Source organism: Leisingera sp. SA215 (assembly GCF_055902035.1).
Genome location: NZ_JBVVXU010000005.1, coordinates 201,114 through 219,115 on the forward strand (window position 1 = coordinate 201,114; position 18,002 = coordinate 219,115).

15 protein-coding genes are annotated in these 18,002 nt (G+C 63.2%); 8 read left to right on the forward strand and 7 right to left on the reverse strand.

All coding sequences use genetic code 11. From position 1 onward, the window contains the following. The first annotated feature begins 57 nt into the window (after positions 1-57). Positions 58-1,317: a Tm-1-like ATP-binding domain-containing protein gene (locus tag AC0KW6_RS08070; RefSeq protein ID WP_323776275.1), complete on the forward strand. Its 1,260-nt coding sequence runs from the start codon at positions 58-60 to the stop codon at positions 1,315-1,317. A 243-nt stretch (positions 1,318-1,560) separates the two neighbouring features. Continuing rightward, the gene (locus tag AC0KW6_RS08075; RefSeq protein WP_474034635.1) at positions 1,561-3,651 is read left to right on the forward strand and encodes a 3-hydroxyacyl-CoA dehydrogenase NAD-binding domain-containing protein; all 2,091 of its coding nucleotides are present in this window, start codon (positions 1,561-1,563) and stop codon (positions 3,649-3,651) included. Positions 3,652-3,824: 173 nt separating this feature from the next. Here AC0KW6_RS08075 and rpe read toward each other — a convergent pair whose 3' ends face one another. Further along, on the reverse strand, positions 3,825-4,514 hold the full coding sequence (gene rpe, locus AC0KW6_RS08080; protein WP_323776271.1) for a ribulose-phosphate 3-epimerase: 690 nt from the start codon (positions 4,512-4,514) through the stop codon (positions 3,825-3,827). Positions 4,515-4,729: 215 nt separating this feature from the next. On the opposite strand from rpe, the gene phnC reads away from it, so the two are divergent. The 4 genes from phnC to phnE (AC0KW6_RS08100) all read left to right on the forward strand — a co-directional run bounded on the left by phnC (position 4,730) and on the right by phnE (AC0KW6_RS08100) (position 8,802). Continuing rightward, positions 4,730-5,548, forward strand: coding sequence for a phosphonate ABC transporter ATP-binding protein (gene phnC, locus AC0KW6_RS08085; RefSeq protein ID WP_323776269.1), 819 nt, complete (start codon positions 4,730-4,732; stop codon positions 5,546-5,548). Positions 5,549-5,616: 68 nt separating this feature from the next. Next, a complete protein-coding gene (gene phnD / locus AC0KW6_RS08090; RefSeq protein ID WP_323776267.1) occupies positions 5,617-6,519 on the forward strand; it encodes a phosphonate ABC transporter substrate-binding protein in 903 nt (300 codons plus the stop codon). Between the two features lie 100 nt (positions 6,520-6,619). Beyond that, the gene (phnE, locus tag AC0KW6_RS08095) at positions 6,620-7,489 is read left to right on the forward strand and encodes a phosphonate ABC transporter, permease protein PhnE (protein ID WP_474034636.1); all 870 of its coding nucleotides are present in this window, start codon (positions 6,620-6,622) and stop codon (positions 7,487-7,489) included. Next, the gene (gene phnE / locus AC0KW6_RS08100) at positions 7,486-8,802 is read left to right on the forward strand and encodes a phosphonate ABC transporter, permease protein PhnE (protein WP_474034637.1); all 1,317 of its coding nucleotides are present in this window, start codon (positions 7,486-7,488) and stop codon (positions 8,800-8,802) included. Before phnE (AC0KW6_RS08095) ends, phnE (AC0KW6_RS08100) begins: the two co-directional genes overlap by 4 nt. An 88-nt stretch (positions 8,803-8,890) precedes the next feature. On the opposite strand, the gene AC0KW6_RS08105 is transcribed toward phnE (AC0KW6_RS08100), so the two are convergent. Together AC0KW6_RS08105 and gap are read right to left on the reverse strand one after the other, a co-directional pair. Continuing rightward, positions 8,891-9,964: an Mrp/NBP35 family ATP-binding protein gene (locus tag AC0KW6_RS08105; protein ID WP_474034656.1), complete on the reverse strand. Its 1,074-nt coding sequence runs from the start codon at positions 9,962-9,964 to the stop codon at positions 8,891-8,893. Positions 9,965-10,215: 251 nt separating this feature from the next. After that, positions 10,216-11,244, reverse strand: coding sequence for a type I glyceraldehyde-3-phosphate dehydrogenase (gene gap / locus AC0KW6_RS08110; protein WP_474034638.1), 1,029 nt, complete (start codon positions 11,242-11,244; stop codon positions 10,216-10,218). Between the two features lie 142 nt (positions 11,245-11,386). Between gap and AC0KW6_RS08115 the strand changes: the two genes are divergently transcribed. Further along, on the forward strand, positions 11,387-12,391 hold the full coding sequence (locus AC0KW6_RS08115) for a LacI family DNA-binding transcriptional regulator (RefSeq protein WP_323776257.1): 1,005 nt from the start codon (positions 11,387-11,389) through the stop codon (positions 12,389-12,391). Positions 12,392-12,524: 133 nt separating this feature from the next. Further along, positions 12,525-12,740 (forward strand): hypothetical protein, encoded by a 216-nt coding sequence (locus tag AC0KW6_RS08120; RefSeq protein WP_323776255.1) that lies wholly within the window; start codon positions 12,525-12,527, stop codon positions 12,738-12,740. A gap of 72 nt (positions 12,741-12,812) precedes the next feature. On the opposite strand, the gene AC0KW6_RS08125 is transcribed toward AC0KW6_RS08120, so the two are convergent. The 4 genes from AC0KW6_RS08125 to AC0KW6_RS08140 all read right to left on the reverse strand — a co-directional run bounded on the left by AC0KW6_RS08125 (position 12,813) and on the right by AC0KW6_RS08140 (position 17,993). Then, a complete protein-coding gene (locus AC0KW6_RS08125) occupies positions 12,813-13,958 on the reverse strand; it encodes an iron-containing alcohol dehydrogenase (protein ID WP_323776253.1) in 1,146 nt (381 codons plus the stop codon). A 63-nt stretch (positions 13,959-14,021) separates the two neighbouring features. Continuing rightward, positions 14,022-15,404, reverse strand: coding sequence for an aldehyde dehydrogenase family protein (locus tag AC0KW6_RS08130; protein ID WP_474034639.1), 1,383 nt, complete (start codon positions 15,402-15,404; stop codon positions 14,022-14,024). 85 nt (positions 15,405-15,489) lie between these two features. Beyond that, positions 15,490-16,842 carry a glutamine synthetase family protein gene (locus AC0KW6_RS08135; RefSeq protein ID WP_474034640.1) on the reverse strand — a complete coding sequence of 451 codons (1,353 nt, stop codon included), beginning with the start codon at positions 16,840-16,842 and terminating at the stop codon, positions 15,490-15,492. A gap of 116 nt (positions 16,843-16,958) precedes the next feature. Continuing rightward, entirely contained in the window at positions 16,959-17,993 is a 1,035-nt protein-coding gene (locus tag AC0KW6_RS08140) for a TRAP transporter substrate-binding protein (RefSeq protein ID WP_323776247.1), read from the reverse strand. Between the last annotated feature and the right edge of the window lie 9 nt (positions 17,994-18,002).

Genomic DNA, 18,002 nt, shown 5'->3' on the forward strand with positions numbered 1-18,002 from the left:
GCGGGAGTATCTTGAGAAAGTTGAAGCGCGGCGGGCGCGCCGGTTGCCGCCCTCGCGATGCTGATCAGACGGGAGACTAAGCCTGTGTCAAACAAGACCATACTGGTTGCCGGAACCTATGACACCAAAGACGATGAGTTGGGCTATCTGGCGGCGGTGATCCGCGGGCAGGGCGGTTGTGTCCTGACGATGGACGTCAGCGTTCTGGGAGATCCGAGCCAGCCCGCGGATGTCAGCAAACATGATGTGGCAGAAGCCGGCGGCAGCTCAATCCGGGCGGCGATAGACTCGGGCGATGAAAACACCGCCATGCAGATCATGGGCGCAGGCGCTGCGGCCAAGGTGCTGGAGTTGCACCGGCAGGGGCGCATTGACGGGGTGATCGTATTGGGCGGCACCATGGGCACCGATCTGGCGCTGGATATATGTGCCGCATTACCGGTGGGCGTGCCCAAATACATCGTCTCTACTGTGGCCTTCTCGCCGCTGATGCCGCCGGAGCGGATCCCGGCGGATGTGCAGATGATCCTCTGGGCCGGGGGGCTTTATGGACTGAATACGATTTGCAAGGCCTCGCTCAGCCAGGCTGCTGGCGCGGTGCTGGGCGCGGCCCGGGCGGTGGAGCCGCCCGAACGCGACCGGCCGCTGATCGGCATGACGTCATTCGGCAAGACTGTGCTGCGCTACATGGTGGCGCTGAAACCGGCGCTGGAGGCGCGCGGGTTCGAGGTGGCGGTGTTCCATGCCACCGGCATGGGCGGGCGCGCGTTTGAAAGCCTGGCCGCAGAGGGCGCCTTTGCTGCGGTGATGGATTTTGCCCCGCAGGAAGTGTCGAACCACCTGTTCGGCGGATTATCGGCCGGGGCGGACCGGATGACCAATGCCGGGCGCGCCGGCATACCGCAGCTGGTGGCGCCGGGTTGTTACGATTTGGTGGATTACATCGGCTGGCAGGACACGCCCGCACAATTGAGGGGACGGGAAACCCATGCCCACAACCGTCTTCTCACCTCTGCCCTGCTGAATGCTGACGAGCGGCGGCAGGTGGCGCAGGCGGTTTGCGGCAAACTGGCCGCTGCCAAGGCGCCGGTGGCCGTGCTGCTGCCCGCCGGGGGGTGCAACGAATGGGACCGTCCCGGTGCCCCGTTGCATGATGGCGAAGGGCTGGCGGCCTTTTGCGATGAAATACGCGCCTTCTGCCCGGAGAATGCGGTTCTGCATGAACTGGACTGCCATATCAATGATGCTGCCTTTGCCGGCAAGGCTCTGGAAATTCTGGACGGCTGGATTGCCAGCGGTGTGGTGAAGACCGGCTGAACAGCCAATCGCCTTATCTCTTGGTTGTGCCTCTTGATAATGCGTTTCAATAAGTTCCAAAGCTGCGGTGTTTCTGTTACGTAATGACTTGAATGGCCGCCATTTGCAGCGCCCGGGCGTCTCTGGCGCGGGCTTTGCAGGCCTTTGGCCGCCTTTGGGGCTTGGCGCCGGTTCGGCTGCCGTGCCTAATCGGATGAGAGCCGGGCGCAGCTGCCGCCGCCCTGGGAACAAGAGGATGACCGGATGAGTGAAGCCATAGCATATGAGCGCGCAGGAGACGTTGCTGTTCTGAAAGCGCAGAATCCGCCAGTGAACGCACTGGGTGCTGCAATGCGCAAAGGGTTGCTGGCGGGGATCGAACGGGCGGAACAGGATGGCGCCAAAGCGGTGCTGATCTACGGCGAGGGCCGGACCTATTTTGCCGGCGCCGATATCCGCGAATTCGGCGGGCCGCCGCAGGACCCGCAACTGCCGGCCCTGTGCAGCCGGATCGAGGCGTCGCCGCTGATCGTTGTCTCCGCCATGCATGGCACGGCGTTGGGCGGCGGGCTGGAGGTGGCATTGGCCTCGCATTACCGGGTTGCGGTTCCGTCGGCCAAAATGGGCCTGCCCGAGGTCAACCTGGGCATTCTGCCCGGTGCAGGGGGCACCCAGCGGCTGCCGCGATTGGCCGGAACCGAAGCGGCGCTGGAGATGATCACCAGCGGCCGTCACTTCGGCGCCGCGGAAGCGCTGGAAAAGGGCATTATCGACAAGATCGAAGAGGGGGATCCGCGCGGGATCGGCCTGGCTTATGTGCAGGAACTTCTGGAGCAGGGCGCCCCGCGCCGGGCGGTGGGCGAAATGCCGGCGCCGGAAGCGGTGGATTTTGATGCGGCCTATGCGGCCACGCTGAAAAAAGGGCGCGGCCAGCTGTCGCCGGCCACCGCCGTGCGGGCGGTGCAGGCAGCGGTTGAGGCCGAGAGTTTCGAGGCGGGGCTCAAACGTGAGCGCGCGCTGTTCAAGGAGCTGATGGGCTCTGACCAGCGGCAGGGGCTGATCCATGCATTCTTCGCCGAACGCGCGGTCAGCAAGCTGCCGGAGCTGCAGGGTGCTGAACCGCGCGAGGTTGCCACGATGGGGGTGATTGGCGGCGGCACCATGGGGGCGGGGATCGCCACCGCAGCGCTGCTGGCGGATTTGCCGGTGGTGCTGATTGAAATGACCGATGATGCCGCGGCTGCGGCCCGCGGCCGGATCGAGAGCAATCTGATAGGTGCCCTGAAGCGCGGCAAGATCACGCAGGCGCAGTATGATCGGCTGACTGACGAGGCGCTGACTGTGGCGGCCGATTATACTGCGCTGGCGCAAGCGGATCTGGTGGTCGAAGCGGTGTTCGAGGACATGGGTGTCAAGCGCGACGTCTTCGGCAATCTGGATGCCCATTGCAAGCCGGGCGCGGTGCTGGCGACCAATACCTCTTATCTGGATGTGGACGAGATTGCTGCCTCCACCTCACGTCCGCAGGATGTGATCGGGCTGCATTTCTTCTCACCCGCGCATGTGATGAAACTGTTGGAAGTTGTTGCCGCCGAAAAGACTGCTCCGGAGGTGCTGGCCACCGGCTTTGCCCTGGGCAAGCGGCTGAAAAAGGTCGCGGTGCGGTCTGGCATCTGTGACGGGTTCATCGGCAACCGGATCATGAATGCCTACCGCAAGGCGGCGGAATATGTGGTGCTGGACGGCGCCTCTCCTTACCAGGTGGACCAGGCGGTGACCGGTTTCGGCTTCCCGATGGGGCCGTTTGCGATGGGGGATCTGGCGGGGCTGGATATCAATTGGGCCGCCCGCAAGCGCCGCGCGCCCACCCGCGACCCGCGCGAGCGGGTGCCGCGCTTCTACGAGATGCTGTGCGAGGGCGGCGATTTCGGCCAGAAGACCGGCAAGGGATTCTATATCTACGAGCAAGGCCGGCGCGGCGGCGTGCCGAACCCGCAGGTGGCCGGGCTGATTGCGAAAGATCAGGCGCAGCAGGGCGTCACCCCGCGTGAGTTCAGTGACGCGGAAGTCCTGCGCCGTTACATGTGCGCCATGGTCAATGAGGCCGCCAAGGTGGTGGGCGAAGGCATCGCGCGGCGGCCGCTGGACGTCGATATGGTGATGCTGTTCGGCTACGGTTTTCCGCGGTTCTGGGGCGGACCTTTGAAATGGGCTGATCTGCAGGGGCTGGACGGGATCCTGGCCGACATCCGGGCCTATGCGGCAGAAGATGATTTCTTCTGGCAGCCGGCACCGTTGCTTGAACAGTTGGTGGCGGATGGAAAACCCTTCGATGAACTGAACAAAGGCGGCTGAATCGGGGGCGGGATCCCTTCCGGCCCGTCGAGGGCCGTCGGGGCGCGGCCGGGCTGGACGCGCAAACGCAGGCCGTAACACGCAAAAGCGCCGCGCGGAACGCGCGGCGCCTGGCCCAACAAGAGCGGCGCATTCTTGCATGCGCCCGGCGATTGACGGGAGTTGCCCGCGCTTTAGGTCCAGGTGCCTTCGGTGGCTGCACGGATCTTGCGGATGTTCTCACCGTAAACTTCGGGGGCGTTGACCGAACCGCCCTTGAACACGGCTGACCCGGCAACCAGCACGTCGGCGCCTGCCTCGGCCACCAGCGGCGCGGTGGTGGGATCAACGCCGCCGTCGATTTCGATATGCACCGGGCGGTCGCCGATCATCGAACGCAGGCTGCGGATCTTGGCGGTCATGTCGATGAACTTCTGGCCTCCGAAGCCAGGATTCACGGTCATCACGCAGACCAGATCGGTCAGGTCCAGCAGGTGCGCCACCGCTTCCGCCGGGGTGCCGGGGTTCAACGCCACGCCTGCCTTCATGCCGGCCGCGCGGATCGCCTGCAGGGTGCGGTGGATGTGCGGGCCGGCCTCGATATGGGCGGTCAGCACGTCGGCGCCGGCATCGGCATAGGCGTCGATATAGGGATCGACCGGGGCGATCATCAGATGCACGTCCATCACCGTCTTCACATGCGGGCGGAACGCCTTCACCGCCTGCGGGCCGAAGGTGAGATTGGGCACGAAATGCCCGTCCATCACATCCACATGCACCCAGTCGGCGCCCTGGGCTTCGATGGCCCGGATCTCCTGGCCGAAGTTGGCGAAATCGGCGGAGAGGATGGAGGGCGCGATCTTGATCTTGCGGTCAAAGGACATCTGGCAGCTTCCTTTTGCAGAGGGAAATGAGGAGTCGAAGGCCGTATAGACCGTCCCAGCCCCTGTGGACAGGGGCAGAATGCGCAGCAGGCCCGTTAGCCTGTGCCGCACGCCCGCGGGTTGCGCGCGGCGGCGTTACAAAACTTTCACGGCAGTGACACATGAAGTTTGAGCGGGCGGGCTAGGCAGGCCCCGAACGAAGAGGGAGCGCCCCTGTGCTGCGCATTGACAAACTGACGAAACGGTTCAGCGGAAAGATTGCGGTGGATACCGCGACGCTGGACATCGACAAACCCTGCATGATCGGCATCATCGGCCGTTCCGGTGCGGGCAAATCCACCCTATTGCGGATGCTGAACCGGCTGGAAGACGCCAGCGAAGGCCGTATCCTGTTTGGAGACCGCGAAATCACTGGCCTGAAAGGCAAGGACAAGCGCGCCTGGCAATCGGACTGCGCGATGATCTTTCAGCAGTTCAATCTGGTGCCGCGGATGGATGTGGTTTCCAACGTGCTGCACGGCACACTGAACCGGCGCAACGTGATGGCGTCGCTGTTCAACCTGTACCCGATGGCGGACATTCACAAGGCGATCGGCATCCTTGAGCGCCTCGGCATTGCCGAACATGCTGCCAAACGGGCCGAGGCGCTGTCGGGCGGCCAGCAGCAGCGGGTGGCGATTGCCCGGGCGCTGATGCAGGACCCGAAGATCATCCTGGCGGATGAACCGATCGCCTCGCTGGACCCGATGAACGCCCAGACCGTGATGGAGGCGCTGCGCCGCATCCATGAGGAAGACGGCCGCACGGTGATTGCCAACCTGCACACGCTGGACACCGCACGGCGCTATTGCGACCGCGTGGTCGGCATGCGCGACGGCCGCATCGTCTTTGACGGGCTGCCCGAACAGCTGACCACCGGGGTTGCCCGCGAGATTTACGGCGCCGGGGAGGAATTCTCCGAGGCGGCCACCTCAACCGAGATCGAAACGCTGGCAAAGACGGATGCGCGGCGCGCTGCCATTCCGGCCGAATAACCCCTGACCTTTTTCCATCTTCCCTGGGGCCGCGGTCCTTGGGGATTGACCAACCGGAGAGACATGAAATGAAGAAACTGATTGCTGCCGTTCTGGCAACCACCGCGCTGACCGCCCCAGTTGCGGCAGAGGACATCAAAGAGTTCCGCATCGGCATCGTGGGCGGCGAGAATGCTCAGGACCGTCTCAGCATGCAGGAATGCCTGCGCGAGCAAACCGAAGCGCTGCTGGGTGTCGAAACCAAGCTGTTCGCCCCGGCTGATTATAACGCTGTAATACAAGGCCTTTTGGGCGGCACTATCGACATGGCCTGGTTGGGCGCATCGGGCTATGCCAAGACCTACCTGTCCGACCCGGATGCGGTTGAGCCGGTTCTGGTCAAGGTGAACACCGATGGCGGCTATGGCTACTACTCGGTTGGCTTTGCCCGCAAGGACAGCGGCATCGGCTCGCTGGAAGAGATGAAGGGCAAGATCTTCGGCTTCGGTGATCCGAACTCCACCTCCGGCTACCTGATCCCTTCGATCGAGATTCCGGCCAAGATCGGCGCCACCATGAAATCCGGTGACTACTTCGGCGAGGTCAAATTCACCGGCGGCCACGAGCAGACCATCGTCGCGGTTGCCAATGGCGACGTCGATGGCGGCGTAACCTGGGCTGATGGTCTGGGTGAATGGGAAGACGGCTATCAGTCGGGCGCGCTGCGCCGTGCGGTTGACGCTGGTCTTGTCGACATGAACGACATGGTTGAGATCTGGAAATCGGCGCCGATCCCCGAAGGCCCGTTTGTACTGCGCACCGCACTGCCGGCCGACGTGAAGGTCAAGGTGACCGGCCTGCTGGCTTCGATGAACTCAATCGATCCGGATTGCATGTACAATGTGCTGGGCGGCGAGTCGAACGGGCTGATGCCGATCACCCATGACGCCTATGAGCTGATCATCGAAGCCCGCAAATTGAAATCCCAGTAATTTCAATACTGTGCTCAGCGGGGTTTCGGGCTTGCCCCAAGCCCCGCAATTTCCCTGATGGCCGCAGCACCGGCGATCACCTTAAGTCCAGGACCCCTAGATGGCAGATCTGACAGCCGCCCGGCCGGGCATCGATGACATCCGGCAGCAATACACCGCCCATACCCAGCGCAAGCGGCTGTACGGCGGCATACTGCTGGCCATTTTTGCGGCGCTGATGACTGCAGGTTTGCGCACCGCGGATGCGCGCAATGCGGGCTCTTTCGCTGATGGGTTCACCCGGATCCTCGACTACCCAGCCGAGGTGCTAGGCGAGGCCGCCGAAAAGGCAGCTCAGCTGCCGGGCCATATCGCATATTTTTTTCCAGCACTGGTTGAGACGCTGAATATTGCCGCTGCAGCGACCCTTGCCGGCGCGATGTTCGGAACCCTCCTGTCACTCCTGGCAACCCGCGGCATGGCGCCCTGGCCTGTGCTGATCCCGTTGTTCCGGCGCATCAGTGACATCTGCCGGGCGGTTCCGGAGATTGTCATCGCGCTGGTGCTGATTTTTGTTCTTGGCGGCGGCCCGGTGCCTGCGATGATCGCCATCGCCATCCACACCGCCGGCGCCTTGGCCAAGCTGTTTTCCGAGGTGAACGAAAATGCGTCGCTGAAACCTGTGGAAGGCCTGACATCGGTCGGCGCCACCTGGGCGCAGCGGATGACGCTGGGGGTGATCCCGCAGGTCGGGCCGAACTACGTCAGCTATGCGCTGTTGCGGTTTGAGATCAATATCCGTGCCTCAGCCATCCTTGGTTTTGTCGGTGCCGGCGGCATCGGCTACGAGCTGAAAAACGCGATGTCCTGGGGGCAGGGGCGTTACGACGAGGCTGCCGCGATTTTCCTCCTTCTCTTTGTCTCCATTGTTGCCGTCGACCAGCTGTCCGGCATCGTGCGCGACCGTCTGACCCATGGAGCGAAAGCATGACCACTTTCGATACCACTCTCACCCCGGCAGAGCTGAAGCTGGATATCTCAAGGCTGTTTCTGAAGAAGCGGTTGCTGGCGTTCGCACTGCCCGCCGCGGTGCTGGCCTATCTGACCTATGTCTTTCTGGCCTTCGACGTCCCTGGGCTGTGGGCGAAAGCGAATCTGGAGAACGCCAGAACCCTGGTCAGCGACAGTTACAGCTATAAGACGCATGTGACCCGCGACAACCGCAACGGCGCGGTTTCGGTTTCGATCGAAGGGGAACGCAAGGGCACCTACCCCGATGGCACAGCGCCGGATTGGGTTGCCCTGGGTAAGACCACTGTGATTGACTTGGAGGATGGCCATACCGTCACCTTTGGCCCGGAAACCATCGAATATGCGATCCCCGGCTATGGCACCGTCCGCGCCACCCCCAGCCGCAGCGCAGGCGTTCAGGCAGAACTGCCGGCGGGCGATGTGCCGGAGTGGATCAGCGTTTCCAAAAACCGGCTGGCCGTCGAAACCGGGGCCGGGCGCCTGACGGTCACCCGGAACCGGGCTGAAGTGTTCCGCTATTTCGCGGGATGGGAGCTGTTCTTTTTTACCCTCGACAGCCCCTATTCCGGCATGGCGGCAGGGGAGCTGCTGCAGCGCGCGGCCACAGGCGAGGCCGGGGCGATCTTTCAGGATTTCTGGACCAACAAGATGTGGCGCCACCAGGACGTGGCCTGGGCGATTGCCGAAACTCTGCTGATGGCGTTTCTGGGCACCATTGGCGCAGCTGTCATCGCGCTGCCGCTGGCCTTTGCCGCCACCCGCAATTTCATGCCCCTGCGTGCCTTGCGTTTTGCCATGCGCCGTCTGTTCGATTTCTTCCGCGGGGTGGACTCGCTGATCTGGACCGTGGTTCTGGCCCGCGCTTTTGGTCCCGGTCCGTTGACCGGTGCGCTGGCGATCCTGGTGACGGATACCGGAACATTCGGCAAGATCTTCTCGGAAGCGCTGGAAAATGTCGACCGTAAGCAGATCGAGGGCGTCGCCTCCACCGGCGCAACACCGCTGCAGCGCTACCGGTTCGGAGTGATCCCGCAGATCACCCCGGTGCTGCTGAGCCAGTTGCTGTACTTCTTTGAAGCCAACACCCGCTCGGCCACTATCATCGGTGCAATCACGGGCGGCGGCATCGGCCTGCTGCTGACCCAGGCGATCATCACCCAGAAGGACTGGGAGGAGGTGGCTTATTACATTAGCCTGATCATACTGATGGTGATGCTGATGGACTGGTTCTCGGGCTGGCTGCGGCGGAAGCTGATCACAGGCGGCAGGTAATCACAGGCGGCAGCGGGCCGCCCCGGCCTCAAGGGCAAACGGCGCTGCGCGCCGCCGCTGTGCGGCCCTTGACCCGGGGGGTGCAGGATTAGGCAGCGCCTGCGTCCACCAGCTGCGTGGCGATATCCAGGAAAACCCTGGCCTGGGCGCTGTCGGGCTGTGCTGCCACAATCGGCGTGCCGTTGTCGCCGGCCAGGCGTACATCCAGATGCAGCGGCACCTCTCCCAGCAGCGGGACATTCAGATTCTTCGCCTCCTGCGCCACGCCGCCGTGGCCGAAGACATGCTCCTCGTGGCCGCAGTTCGAGCAGATGTGGGTCGACATATTCTCGATCATGCCCAGCACTGGCACGTTCATCTTGCGGAACATGTCGATAGCCTTGCGGGCATCGATCAGCGCCACATCCTGCGGAGTGGAGACCACGATGGAGCCGTCCACATGGGTTTTCTGCGCCAGGGTCATCTGCACATCGCCGGTGCCGGGCGGCAGGTCGACGATCAGCACGTCCAGCTCACCCCATTGCACCTGCAGCAGCATTTGCTGCAGTGCGCCCATCAGCATCGGGCCGCGCCAGATCACCGCCTGGTCCTCGCCGGTCATCAGGCCCATCGACATCATGGTGACGCCATGGTTGCGCAGCGGCAGGATGGTCTTGCCATCCGGGCTGGCCGGCCGGCCGCTCACCCCCAGCATTTTCGGCTGCGAGGGACCGTAGACGTCAGCATCCAGCAGCCCCACTTTGCGCCCCTGCATCGCCAGCGCGCAGGCAATATTGGCCGAGACGGTGGACTTTCCGACCCCGCCCTTGCCGGAGGCCACCGCGAGGATCCGCGCCACACCCGGAACCTTCTGCGGTGCTGCCTGCTGTTGCGCCTGGGCGGGCTGCTTGGGCTTCAGATCCGGCGGTGCCTTCTGCGAATGGGCGGTCAGCATGGCCGAGACCTTTTCCACGCCCGGCAGCGCCGCCACCGCAGCGTCAGCCCTGTCGCGAACCGGGCCATAGGCCTCGGATTTGCCGGGGTCGATCTCCAGCACAAAACGGACGGTGCTGCCCTCGACGGTCACTGCGCGGGCGATGCCTGCGCTGACGATATCACTGCCGCTGACGGGGTCGGCGATGGATTTGAGCGCCTCAAGGACGGTTTCACGGGAGATGGTCACGCCGGTCTTGCTCCTGTAGCTGGTCATGTCGTGCGCCTGTTCTGGCGCAATTCAGCACGGTATGCCAGCGGTTCGCTGCCCGGAGGATGATTTGGCGCATCCTGGAGTCAGCTTATGTGCAGACCGGCCTCGCCAGGCTGCCGGCGCACCGGGCGGGCGGCAGAACGCAGCAGCGCCGCGCGTCAGCGCGGCGCCGGGCCCAACGGGAGGAGGGCACCCATGGGTGCCGGACGACGGGCGGGAGGCCGCCGTCAGCTTGCCAAGGCGACCTGAACGGAGTTCATCACCTCGCCGATGCGGCGGCCGGTGTCCACCATGCGGTTGGAAAACCCCCATTCGTTGTCATACCAGCTGACCACCCGCACCAGGCCTTCGGCCGTGACAGCAGTCTGCGCCGCAGCAAAACAGCTGGAATGGGGGTCATGGTTGAAATCGACCGAGACCAGCGGGTCTTCTTCGTAGGACAGAATGCCTGCCAGCCCGCTCTCGGCCGCTGCTTTCACCGCGGCATTCACGGCCTCCACGGTGGTGCTGCGTTCCGGCATAAAGCTGAGGTCCACCACCGACACATTCGCGGTGGGCACCCGGATTGCCGAACCTTCCAGCCGCCCTTTCAGATGCGGCAGCACCTCGGAGATCGCCCGTGCGGCCCCGGTGGAGGTGGGGATCATCGACAGCGAGGCCGCACGGGCGCGGTACAGATCCTTGTGGCTGGTGTCATGGGTCGGCTGGTCGCCAGTATAGGCGTGGACCGTGGTCATGTAGCCGGTCTTGATGCCAAAAGCGCCGTCCAGCACTTGCGCCAGCGGCGCCAGGCAGTTGGTGGTGCAGGAGGCGTTGGAGACAATCACGTCCTCCGCCGTCAGGTCCATATGGTTGACACCGTATACCACGGTGCGGTCGGCATCCTTGCCAGGGGCGGAGATCAGCACCCGCCTGGAGCCGTTCTCAAGATGCCGTGCTGCATCATCGCGGGCAGTGAACAGCCCGGTGCATTCATAGGCGATATCCACATCCTGCCAAGGCAGCTCTTCCGGATTGCGGATCGCGCTCAGCCGGATGCTGTGGCGGCCCACCCGGATCAGGTCATCGGCCAGGAACACCGGCGTCTTCAGGCGGCCATGCACGCTGTCGTATTTCAGCAGATGCACCAGGGTCTCGGGCGGCGACAGGTCGTTGATGGCAACGACTTCGATGTCATTTCCGCCGCCTTCCAGAAGCGCCCGCAGCACCCCGCGGCCAATCCGTCCAAATCCGTTGATTGCGATTTTCAGTGTCATGCCTCACCTCTGGCTGCTGGACCGGGATGATTCCGGTACCGATAACGGTTGCGATACCGATATCGCTAACGTTAGCGAAAATCAACCCCTGAGCCGGCAGAGCAGCCCTTGCGGCTGCCAGCAAAGTGCTGGAGCATGGGGCATGACCAAGAAACTGTTGCTGAAAGACGTGGCCCATCTGGCCGGCGTCAGCGAGATGACCGCTTCGCGCGCCCTGCGCGGTGCCCCGGACGTGTCCGCCAAAACCAAGGCCAAGGTCGAGGAAATCGCCCGCGTCCATGGCTATGTGCCCAATCGGATTGCCGGCTCGCTGTCGTCGCAATCGGTTAATCTGGTGGCGGTGGTGGTACCGTCGCTGAACAGCTTTGTCTTTCCCGAGGTGCTTTCGGGCATCTCCGCTGTTCTGAAGGACAGCCAGCTGAAGCCGGTGGTCGGGGTGTCGGGTTATGATCTTGAGGAAGAAGAAGGGGTTATCCGCGAAATGCTCAGCTGGCGCCCCTCCGGGTTGATCGTCGCAGGGCTGGAACATACCGGGACGACGCGGCGCATGCTGCAGCAGGCCGACTGCCCGGTGGTTGAGGTGATGGATGTGGACGGTGACCCCGTCCGCCATTGCGTCGGTATTTCGCATCTGCAGGCAGGCCGCGACATGGCAGAGCAAATTCTGGCCTGCGGTTACCGCAAGATCGGCTTTATCGGCACCAAGATGCCGCAGGATTTCCGCGCCCGCAAACGGTTTGACGGCTTCACCGACGGTCTGGCTGCCCAGGGTGTCGCCCTTGGCGACATTGAGCATTATGCCGGCGAAAGCGCGATCCAGACCGGCCGCCAGCTGACTGCGCAGATGCTGGCGCGCAATCCGGATCTTGATTGCATCTACTATTCCAGTGACGTGATGAGTGTTGGCGGCTTGATGCATTGCCTGGCCGCAGGCTTGTCGGTGCCGGGCGACATTGCACTTGCCGGCTTCAACAATCTGCAGATCCTGCAGGGCATGCCGCAGCAGCTGGCCACGACGGACGCCTGCCGCCGCGAGATTGGCGAGCGTGCAGCACGGGTCATTCTGCAATCGCGCGAGGCCGGCGGCATGGACAGCCTGGTCTTCGACCGGCTGTGCCCGGCGATCAGCCTTGGCGACACACTGTAGCCTTCACCATGAACTTGAAAGAGCGGCAGGCCCGGTCAGGGGGCAGGCAGCGGATTCTTGTAGCTTTGCGGCGCGCGCCGGTGCACCCTGAAACCATGGTTCCAGTTCAGCACAACCCGGTGGAGGAATGCCGATGCCCCAGTACAACGAGATGTTTGCGCTGTCCGTAGAGGATATGGATCTGATCGAGACAGCCTTGCAGCGCACCAGGGACGCGCTGTCTGAAGCCAAGCCCGCTTCCGGCAGTGGCGACGAGATTACGTTGCGCCGTATTCACGAGCTTCTCGGACGGCTGCACAATCAGAAAATCTTCTACCACCCCAAAGACAAGGTCTATCTCAGCGGCTAACGGGGCGTTCAGCCTCCAAAAGCGCCCCCCGCCGGGCGGGGAGCGCTGAGTTCTGACTGATAAAAGCCGTTGCTAGATCGCGGCCTTGAACAGCTGGGTCAGGTTTGCCTCGGTCAGTTCAACCGGGTTGCCGCCGCAGCTGGGGTCGATAATCGCGCCTTTGACCAGATCGGGGATCGCAGCCTCGGTGACGCCCAGATCCGCCAGCTTGCGCGGGATGCCCAGGGAATCGTTCAGCGCCTGCACAAAGGCGCGGAAGCCGTCAAAGCCGCCCTCGATTCCCAAATAGGCCGCCGCCATGTTGAAACGGTCAGCAATCACCGGCGCGTTGAACTCCAGCACGGCAGGCATGCAGACGGCATTGGTGGTGCCGTGATGGGTGTTGAAATGCGCCCCGATCGGGTGGCTCATGGCGTGGATCGCGCCGAGGCCCTTCATGAAGGCGGTGGCGCCCATCGCCGCGGCAGACATCATCTGGGCGCGGGCCTCGATATCGGTGCCATCGGCATAGGCCCGCGGCAGGAAGTCTTTGACCAGCCGCATGCCTTCCAGCGCGATCCCCTGGGACATCGGGTGGTAATGCGGGCTGGAAAACGCTTCGACGCAATGGGCAAAGGCATCCAGGCCGGTGCCTGCAGTGATGAACTTGGGCATGCCCACCGTCAGCTCGGGATCGCAGATCACCACCGCGGGCAGCACCTTGGGGTGGAAGATGATCTTCTTCTGATGGCTGACACTGTCGGTGATCACGGATGCGCGGCCCACCTCGGATCCGGTGCCTGCGGTGGTCGGCACCGCGATGATCGGTGCGATGGCATCGGCATCCGCGCGGGTCCACCAGTCGCCGATATCCTCAAATTCCCAGACCGGCCGGGTCTGGCCGGCCATGAAGGCTACCATCTTGCCCAGATCCAGCCCGGAACCGCCGCCAAAAGCAATCACGCCATCATGGCCGCCTGCCTTGTAGGCTTCCACGCCCGCTTCGAGGTTCTTTTCATTCGGGTTGGGGTCCACATCCGAGAACATGCCGCGCCCCAGGCCTGCGGCCTCCATGATGTCGAGCGTGGATCGGGTGACCGGCAGATCGGCCAGCCCCTTGTCGGTGACCAGCAAGGGTTTCTTGATACCGGCGGCGGCGCAGGCATCGCCCAGTTCCTTGATCCGGCCGGCGCCGAATTTGATTGCGGTCGGGTAGGACCAGTTTCCAACGAGGCTCATGTCGTTTTCCTTTGATGCAAACAGCCCGCTCCGGGAGGAGGTTTCGGAGCGGGCGGGGTGTCCTCAGCCTGCCACTTTCTTCAGGTGGTAGGACTTCGGACGGGTCAGGTTGTGATAGCCGATGACGGACAGTCCGCCGCCGCGGCCGGTGTCCTTGCAGCCGGTCCAGCACAGGCCCGGATCCAGGTAATCGGCGCGGTTCATGAACACGGTGCCGGTCTCGATCCGGTCGCCGACGGCCTGCGCCCGCTCCAGGTCTCGGGTCCAGAGCGACGCGGTCAGGCCGAAGTCGCTGTCGTTCATCAGTTCGATCGCTTCCGCGTCGGAGGAGACTTTCATGATGCCCACCACCGGACCAAAGCTTTCCTCGCGCATCACCCGCATGTCGTGGGTCACGTTGGTCAGGATCTGCGGCGTCAGATAGGCGCCGCCGTCATCCTCCGGCATGGCTTCGATGTGGGCCACGGCACCGGCCTCGACCGCTTCGGCGATCTGGCTGCGCACCTCACCGGCAAAGCGCACATTGGCCATTGGTCCGATGGTGGTTTCCGCATCCAGAGGATTTCCCAGCTTGTAGCCTTTTATGATGGCAATCGCCTTCTCCAGGAACGCGTCGAACAGGCTTTCATGCACGTAGATCCGCTCAATCCCGCAGCAGCATTGACCGGAGTTGAACATGGCGCCGTCGATCAGCGTGTCCACGGCAGCATCCAGATCCGCGTCTTCCATGACATAGCCCGGATCCTTGCCGCCCAGCTCGGTGCCAACACCGGTAAAGGTGCCGGCCGCCGCCCGTTCCATCGCCTTGCCGCCGCCGACCGAGCCGGTGAAGTTCACGAAGTCGAAGGCCTTGCCGGCAATCAGCGCCGAGGTGGTATCATGGTCTAAAAAGACATTCTGAAACACATCCGCGGGAACCCCGGCAGAGGCAAAGGCCTGCGCCATGCGCTCACCCACGAGGAGGGTCTGTGTGGCGTGTTTCAGCACCACCGCGTTGCCTGCGATCAGCGCAGGGGCAACAGTGTTGATTGCGGTCATATAGGGGTAGTTCCAGGGCGCCACGACCAGCACGACCCCATGCGGGACACGTTTGATATAACGTTTGAAGCCGGCGTCCTCGCCAACCTCGATATCGGCCAGCGACTCCACTGCGATCTTCGCCATATGCGAGGCACGCTCGTTGAAACCGCCGAATTCACCGCCATAGCGCACCGGGCGGCCCATCATATGGGCGAGCTCGGGCACGATTTCATCGTTCATCGCGCCAACGGCAGCGACGCCTGCCATCACCAGGCCGATCCGCTCCTGCAGGGGCCGTGCGGCCCAGGCGGCCTGGGCCGCGCGGGCGCGCGCCACCGCGTCAAAAGCCGCCTCGCGCGACAGGGTTTCGCGTTCGGCAAAAACCGATCCGTCGATCGGCGAGATGCACTTCAGTGTCTGGCCCATGCCAACAACTCCATTCCAAGGGGCACTGGGCCCCTGCTTCTTTCTGGTCAACAAATACTCCGGCCCCCGGCCCGCCGGGGCCGGATCAGGCCCGCTCGAAGCCGCGCGCGATTTCATAGTCGGTGACCACGCGTTCGAACTCCTCGATCTCCACTTCGGCGGCACGCACATAATGGTCGACCACATCGTCGCCAAGGGCGGACCGCAGCATTCCCGACCCCTTCAGCGCCGCCGCTGCCTCGCGCAGCGTGCCCGGGATCAGGCCGCTGTCGCCCTGGTAGACATCCCCTTTGGCCGGCGGCTGCAGTTCCAGCCCTTCTTCGATCCCGGCAATGCCCGCCGCCAGCATGCCCGCCATTGCCAGATAGGGGTTCATGTCAGAGCCCGGAATCCGGCACTCCACCCGGATCGCCTTGGTTCCGTCACCGCACAGGCGGTAGCCGGCGGTGCGGTTGTCCACCGACCAGATGATCCGCGTCGGCGCAAAGGTGCCCTTCATGAACCGCTTGTAGCTGTTGATATAGGGCGCCATGAAGGCGGTGTAGTCGGGCGCGTATTTCAGCAGGCCGGCCATATAGGCCTTCATCAGCGGCGACATGCCCAGCTTATCCGACGGGTCATGGAACGCGGGCTTGCCGTCCTGCCACAGCGACTGATGCACATGCGAGGAAGAGCCGACCTTGTCGTGGCTCCATTTCGGCAGGAAAGTCACCGCATGGCCCTGCTGCTGGGCGATTTCCTTCACCGCGTGTTTCGCGATGGTGTGGTACTCAGCGGTGTCCATCGCGGCGGCGTATTTGATGTTCAGTTCTTCCTGGCCGGTCTCCGCCTCGCCTTTGGAATTCTCGATCGGCAGCCCCGCGTCCCACAGATGATTGCGGATCGGGCGCATCACATGCTCCTCGCGGGAGGTCTGCAGGATGCTGTAATCCTCGTTGTAGCCCGAGATCGGCGCCAGATCGCGGAAGCCTGCGCGGCGGATTTCATCAAAGCTTTTCTCGAACAGGAAAAACTCCAGCTCGGTGGCGCACATGGCATCATAGCCCATTTCCTTAAGCCGGTTCACCTGGCGTTTCAGGATCGCGCGGGGGGAGTGCGGAACCTCCTCTTGGGTATGGTGGTCGAGCACGTCGCACAGCACCATCACGGTGCCCTCCAGCCACGGCACCGGGCGCAGGGTCGCCAGATCCGGCTTCATCACGTAATCGCCATAGCCGTTTTCCCAGCTGGTCGAGGCATAGCCATCCGGCGTTGCCATCTCCAGATCCGTTGCCAGCAGGTAGTTGCAGCAATGGGTCTCTTCCCAGGCGCCGGCGACAAAATGCTTGGCGTGGAAGCGTTTGCCCATCAGCCGCCCCTGCATGTCCACAAGGCACACCAGAACCGTGTCAACCAGACCCGAAGAGACCTGGGATTTCAAATCATCGAAGGAGAGCATGAGCAGCCCTTTGCATGCTTGGGCCAAAACTTTTCCTCAAAAGTTTCGACAAATTCCTTGGGTAAGGAATTTGGCCCGCTGCGCGGCAGGCCAAATTCCGTGGCTTAACCGGCCCCTTAGCCGTAGCGGTAGGGGCGGCCTGCCTTCTGCATGTCGGCGTTGTACTTCTTGAAGATCTCGACAACCTTTGCCTTGGTTTCGGATTCTGCAGCGATCTCGTCCCAGAACTTCACTGCGGCGTCTTCGACCTGTGCCCATTCGTCATCGGGGATGGTGGTCAGCTTCATGTCGCTGCCGTTGACGCGCAGGTCGGCCTCTCCGCCCCAATACCACCACTGACGGTAGTAGTGCGACTGGTCGCAGCAGACACGGAACAGGGTCTGCAGGTCTTCGGGCAGCTCTTCCCAGCGGCCCTGGTTGGCAAAGAACGACCCGGCCCAGGCGCCGGAGATGTTGTTGGTCAGGAAGTAGTCGGTCACCTTGGACCAGCCGACGGTGTAATCCTCGGTGATGCCGGACCAGGCGATGCCGTCCAGTTCGCCGGTCTGCACCGCGACCTCGATGTCTTCCCAGGGCAGGGTGACCGGCACCACGCCGAACTGGGTCAGGAAACGGCCCGCAGTCGGGAAGGTGAACACCCGCTTGCCTTTCAGATCGGCCAGCGAATTGATCGGGTCTTTGGTGGCAAAGTGGCAGGGATCCCAGGCGCCGGCCGAGATGTGCTTGACGCCGACCTTGGAATATTCCGCGTCCCAGATCTCGTTCAGGCCGTACTGGTTGAACAGCACCGGCACGTCCAGCGAATAGCGCGAGGCGAAGGGGAAGTAGCCGCCGAACACAGTGACTTCGGTGGGCGACGCCATCGAGTCGTCATCCGACTGCACCGCATCGATGGTGCCGCGCTGCATGGCGCGGAACAGCTCGCCGGTGGGGACCAGCTGATCGGCATAGTACAGCTCAATCTGCATCCGGTCGCCGGCGATCTTGTTGAACATGTCGATGGCGGGTTTGATCACATGTTCACCCAGGGCGGCGCCGGCATAGGTCTGCATCCGCCATTTGATGGTGGACTGGGCCAGCGCCGGGGTGGCCAGCGGTGCCGCCATGGCGCCAACGCCGGCGGTCTTCAGAAACTTACGTCTTGTTGTCATAATTCTCAC

Bases quoted from the DNA above. Each gene is read 5' to 3' on its own strand.
- phnE (WP_474034636.1), top strand. From the start codon at position 6,620: ATGGCAGATCTGACAGCCGCCCGGCCGGGCATCGATGACATCCGGCAG.
- AC0KW6_RS08070 (WP_323776275.1), top strand. From the start codon at position 58: ATGCTGATCAGACGGGAGACTAAGCCTGTGTCAAACAAGACCATACTG.
- AC0KW6_RS08115 (WP_323776257.1), top strand. From the start codon at position 11,387: ATGACCAAGAAACTGTTGCTGAAAGACGTGGCCCATCTGGCCGGCGTC.
- phnE (WP_474034637.1), top strand. From the start codon at position 7,486: ATGACCACTTTCGATACCACTCTCACCCCGGCAGAGCTGAAGCTGGAT.
- AC0KW6_RS08075 (WP_474034635.1), top strand. From the start codon at position 1,561: ATGAGTGAAGCCATAGCATATGAGCGCGCAGGAGACGTTGCTGTTCTG.
- AC0KW6_RS08140 (WP_323776247.1), bottom strand. From the start codon at position 17,993: ATGACAACAAGACGTAAGTTTCTGAAGACCGCCGGCGTTGGCGCCATG.
- rpe (WP_323776271.1), bottom strand. From the start codon at position 4,514: ATGTCCTTTGACCGCAAGATCAAGATCGCGCCCTCCATCCTCTCCGCC.
- AC0KW6_RS08125 (WP_323776253.1), bottom strand. From the start codon at position 13,958: ATGAGCCTCGTTGGAAACTGGTCCTACCCGACCGCAATCAAATTCGGC.
- AC0KW6_RS08120 (WP_323776255.1), top strand. From the start codon at position 12,525: ATGCCCCAGTACAACGAGATGTTTGCGCTGTCCGTAGAGGATATGGAT.
- AC0KW6_RS08135 (WP_474034640.1), bottom strand. From the start codon at position 16,842: ATGCTCTCCTTCGATGATTTGAAATCCCAGGTCTCTTCGGGTCTGGTT.
- AC0KW6_RS08130 (WP_474034639.1), bottom strand. From the start codon at position 15,404: ATGGGCCAGACACTGAAGTGCATCTCGCCGATCGACGGATCGGTTTTT.
- gap (WP_474034638.1), bottom strand. From the start codon at position 11,244: ATGACACTGAAAATCGCAATCAACGGATTTGGACGGATTGGCCGCGGG.
- phnD (WP_323776267.1), top strand. From the start codon at position 5,617: ATGAAGAAACTGATTGCTGCCGTTCTGGCAACCACCGCGCTGACCGCC.